Genomic DNA, 4,137 nt, shown 5'->3' with positions numbered 1-4,137 from the left:
AATGAACTGACCGGCACAGGTTATTACTCCGATTGGGAGTGGGACAATAGTTTCGCCTATTACCACGGCATCTACATGAACGGCACGACTGAGCAAATGCAGGACGTTCTGGTCGAGGGTTGCTATGTATCGGACTGTGTCTACGCTTGCATCCTGACCGGCGCTGGCCCCCTCTTCGCCGATCGTATGGGCTACGGCACATTGCGCGCCAAACGCCTCAAGAACATCGTGGGCAACTCGGGCGGTTCGCCGATTGGCGGTGGGTATGCCGTCGATCAGATCATCGGCTACAACACTTCGTACTCTACGACGATCCCGACTTCGACCCAGATCAGGTGCGATGGTGGCAGCCATGGGAGCCTGGTCATCGGCAATCGAGCGATCGGAAACGGAAATGGCGTCCAGGCCGCAATCTTCGTGTACCAGTCGGACGACTGCAAGGTGATCGGCAACATTGGCGAGAAGTGTGCGATCGGCTTCTGGTCTGCTGGCAGTAAGCGCCTGCGGTCGGACGCCAACACCTGGCGCGCCAATCAGACTGGCATGGTGTGGCTCGATGTCGACGATTTTAACCTTGGCGCCGACCAGGTGCTGAATAGCACCCGCGAAGGCGCACGGATCTACGGCGACGTGCGGCGCGCGCACATCAATGGCTTGCAACTCTACTTCAATGGCGTTGGCGCGACCAAGTACGACGGGTTATGGATGCAGGATGTTGCCGGCGTGTCCATCAGCGGCATCTTGGCGCGCGGCAATGGGAAAAACGGAGTATTCCTCGACAATGTCCGGCAAGGCACTGTTTCAGAGCTGAACCTGTGGGACAACGGTGACGGCGCGTCGGTCAATGCTGGCCTGTGGATGAAAGGCTGCTCTCGCTTGGACGTCGCGCATATCCGCGCGCTGAATGGCGGAGGTGCTGATGTCCCAGTAAATGCGCAGGGGTGGGGCGTTTATACCGAGGCAACCGCTGAGCAGGTGCGCGTCAGCTTTGTAGAGGCTGATTCCAACCGACTTGGAGCGTTGTCGCTCCTGCCCGGCGTGGCTGGCTTTTTTGCTGATCTTGACGCTCCTGGCTTGGCACTCCCTGGCACCTACACGCAAAACAGCACTGGCGTCCAACGCTTCCAGATCGGCGGCGCAACGAAGATGAGCATCACAGAAGATGGTGATGTGACATTAGGCGGCCAATTCGGCGCAGATAGTTTGCGCGTGCTAGATGTGGCAGCGCCCGATACTTACATCGAGGCTGTGGCTGGTGTTTCATCCGCCGCTGGCGGCGCTGTCAACCTTTCCGTGAAGTCTCATGGAGGCTTGGCCAACGCCGACTTCCGGCTGACGCCACTTGGCACGGGCAAGGTTCGCTTCGGAGCCCATACGGCAAGCGCCGATGCTGCTGTTACTGGCTACGTCGAAATCAAGGACAGCGCTGGCACCCTGCGCAAACTGGCTGTTATTTCGTAAGGATTCGCATGACCATCATCGTTACCGCCATCGGCACCAACGCGAGCCGGGATTACGCCTGGCTGCTCGACGTGGTGCCGCGCCGGCTTCACCGGGACGACCTGACCGAGGATCTGCCCGACTTCGTGATGCTGGCCGAGAAGCGCATCAACGGCGACCTTCGCGCGCAGCTGCAGGATGCGATCGCCACGCTGGCATCGACCGAGGGCGCGAACTTCATCGCCCTGCCGACGCCGATCCTGTCGATCAAGGCGCTTTCGATCCCCGGCGTCGGGTCGGTCGACTACATGTCGCCGGCGCAGTTCAACACGCAGTACGCGCGTGACCAGGGTGGCGGCCAGCCGCGCCACTACACGCAGATCGGCTCGGCGCTGTACCTGGGCCCGGCGCCGCAGTCGGTCGTGTCGCTGTCGGCGGTGGTGCGGTCAACCGTGCCGGCGCTGGCCGACTCGGCCGGCACCAACTGGCTGATCGAGCAGCACCCGGAGGTGTACCTGGCCGCCACGATGTGCGAGGCGCTGCTGCACATCCGCGACTACCCGAACCACCAGGTGTGGGACGCGAAATACGCGACCGCGATCGCGGCGCTGGACAACAACGACTGGGAGAACGCGAGCACGCTTTCGCTGCGCGCGCCCACCTGACCCAAGAAGGACAGACCATGGCAGTAGAAAACGTTACCTACCTGGGCGACCTGAACCCGGCCACGCCCACCGGCGCAGAGCCGAAGAGCGAGGGCGACGACCAGATCCGCAACATCAAGAAGGGCCTGCGCCAGAGCTTCGCCGGCTTCCTAGGCGCGATCCTGGTCACCGGCACCGACGGCGGCGCACCCAACGCCTACACGCTGACGCCGGCCCAGCCGCTCGTCGCCTACTCGACCAAGATGCTGGCCGTGTTCGTCCCGACCGCGAACAACACCGGCGCCACCACCCTCAACATCTCGGGCCTGGGCGCCAAGGAGGTGGTGAGCGTGGCAGGCGTACCGCTGGTGGCTGGCGACCTGACCGCCGGCCGCTTCTACACGGCGTTTTATGACGGCACGCGCTTCCGCCTCGACAACGTGACCCAGAACTACGTCGACCAGTTGGTGATCGCCGGCACGGTGCCGGGCGTGAACGACCCGACCAACAACGGCAAGGTGTTCGGCAGCCTGGCCAGCGTCGGCACGTGGATCGGCCTCGACGGCCGCGGCGACCCGGTGTTCGACAACGGCGACGTCGGCAGCGGCACAGCCATCATCGACTTCGCGAAGGGCGACGGCCAGAAGATCAAGGCTGTTGGCCAGCACACGCTGACCGCCACCGGTTTCCCGTCCGGGCGTCTGGCCGGCGTGTTGCTCGAGCTGACCAATTACGGCACGATCGCACTGACCACCACCGGCATCACCTGGATCAAGGCAGACGGCACCGAGACCACCAACTTCTCGCAGGCGGGCATCACCTTCCCTGCCGCCGGTCGTGGCCGCGTCGTGCTGTACTCCTACGGCGACGGCGTCATTTACGGGAAGCAGGCATGAAGACCTGGCTGAAGGCTCTTGCGTTCAGCCGGCGCGCGCAGCTGGTGACAAGGGAGTTCACTGCGAACGTCACGCTGGTGATACCGGCCGGCGTCTCGTCGGTCGGCATTTCTGGCTATGGCGCGAGGGGGCGAGACGCCTCCCAGGGTAGCCCTACTATTCGAGAAGTGAGGACGATCTACGCAACGCGTAGAAGTACAGGGGTGCGTGAAGTTGTTTCGACATCGTCACGTCGCGTACCGTTTGGTGGCCAGATTGGCTATTGCGATTTGGTAAACGAGACGCCAACCGATCCAACCTATTCCTCCAATCAGACATGTTACGGGTATGACATGTATAGCGATGGAGGATCATCGCCACCAACGACTGGAGCATCCGCGACTGGCTTGGGCAAGACCTTCCCTGGCAGCTACGGCAACACAACGCCAGCCGCAACCTCATTCCCCAACGTGCCGGTGACCGGCGGCGCCAGCTACAACATCGTGGTCCCGGCCGGCGGCTTGGTCACGGTCACCTACTACCTGTGAGGGCCGCATGGCCAACCCAATCAAATTCGACAACGTCGGCGCAATCGGCGTGGTCCGCGACATTGCGGCCGCCGAGCTGCCGCAGGGCGCATGGTCGGACGCGCGCAACATCCGATTCTTGGATGGCGCGGCGCTGCAGTTCCTTGGCCACGGCCAGGTGTACCTGACGCCACCCGAGCCGCCGCAGTTCCTCCTGCAGGCGAACGTCGCTGGCTCGCGCTACTGGCTGTATGCGACGGCCGGCAAGCAATTCGCAGCGTCCAATGCCTCGGGCGCTTCCGTGCACACGAACATCAGCCACGCCACCGCGCGCACCGGCAAGGTCAACGGCTGGTCCGGCTGCGTGTTCGGGGGCATTCCGGTGCTGAACGCTGGCGACGGCAAGCCGCCGATGTACTGGGACACGGACCTGACGCACAAGTTTGTCGACCTGCCAGCCTGGCCGGCGGCGACGTCGTGCAAGGTGCTGCGCCAGTACAAGAACATGCTGATCGCCCTGGGCATCACCCGCGGCGGCGCGCGCCTCGACTACATGGTGAAGTGGTCGAGCCTGGCGGTGGCCGGCTCGCTGCCCACCACCTGGAACGAAGGCGATTTTACCCAGGACGCGGGCGAGTTCGACCTGGCCGA

At 63.4% G+C, this 4,137-nt stretch carries 5 protein-coding genes; all 5 read left to right on the top strand.

Annotated features, from left to right (window positions below; translation table 11 throughout):
- On the top strand, nucleotides 1-1,461 hold a 1,461-nt coding region (locus tag J3U95_RS27965), incomplete at its 5' end, for a hypothetical protein (RefSeq protein ID WP_208281733.1).
- Between the two features lie 8 nt (nucleotides 1,462-1,469).
- On the top strand, nucleotides 1,470-2,105 hold the full coding sequence (locus tag J3U95_RS27960; protein WP_208281732.1) for a phage adaptor protein: 636 nt from the start codon (nucleotides 1,470-1,472) through the stop codon (nucleotides 2,103-2,105).
- Between the two features lie 17 nt (nucleotides 2,106-2,122).
- Nucleotides 2,123-2,980, top strand: a complete 858-nt coding sequence (locus tag J3U95_RS27955; protein WP_208281731.1) for a hypothetical protein — start codon at nucleotides 2,123-2,125, stop codon at nucleotides 2,978-2,980.
- Nucleotides 2,977-3,507, top strand: coding sequence for a hypothetical protein (locus tag J3U95_RS27950; RefSeq protein WP_208281730.1), 531 nt, complete (start codon nucleotides 2,977-2,979; stop codon nucleotides 3,505-3,507). Before J3U95_RS27955 ends, J3U95_RS27950 begins: the two co-directional genes overlap by 4 nt.
- Nucleotides 3,508-3,514: 7 nt before the next feature.
- Nucleotides 3,515-4,137: hypothetical protein (locus J3U95_RS27945; protein ID WP_208281729.1), on the top strand; the 623-nt coding region annotated here is incomplete at its 3' end.

Origin of the sequence: Massilia oculi (genome assembly GCF_017582745.1) — a bacterium.
Lineage (GTDB): Bacteria > Pseudomonadota > Gammaproteobacteria > Burkholderiales > Burkholderiaceae_D > Telluria > Telluria oculi_A.
This window is presented reverse-complemented; position numbering and strand designations above follow the sequence as displayed.

What these genes read in the sequence shown, in the direction of transcription:
- J3U95_RS27960 (WP_208281732.1), top strand. Translation starts at nt 1,470, where the DNA reads ATGACCATCATCGTTACCGCCATCGGCACCAACGCGAGCCGGGATTAC.
- J3U95_RS27955 (WP_208281731.1), top strand. Translation starts at nt 2,123, where the DNA reads ATGGCAGTAGAAAACGTTACCTACCTGGGCGACCTGAACCCGGCCACG.
- J3U95_RS27950 (WP_208281730.1), top strand. Translation starts at nt 2,977, where the DNA reads ATGAAGACCTGGCTGAAGGCTCTTGCGTTCAGCCGGCGCGCGCAGCTG.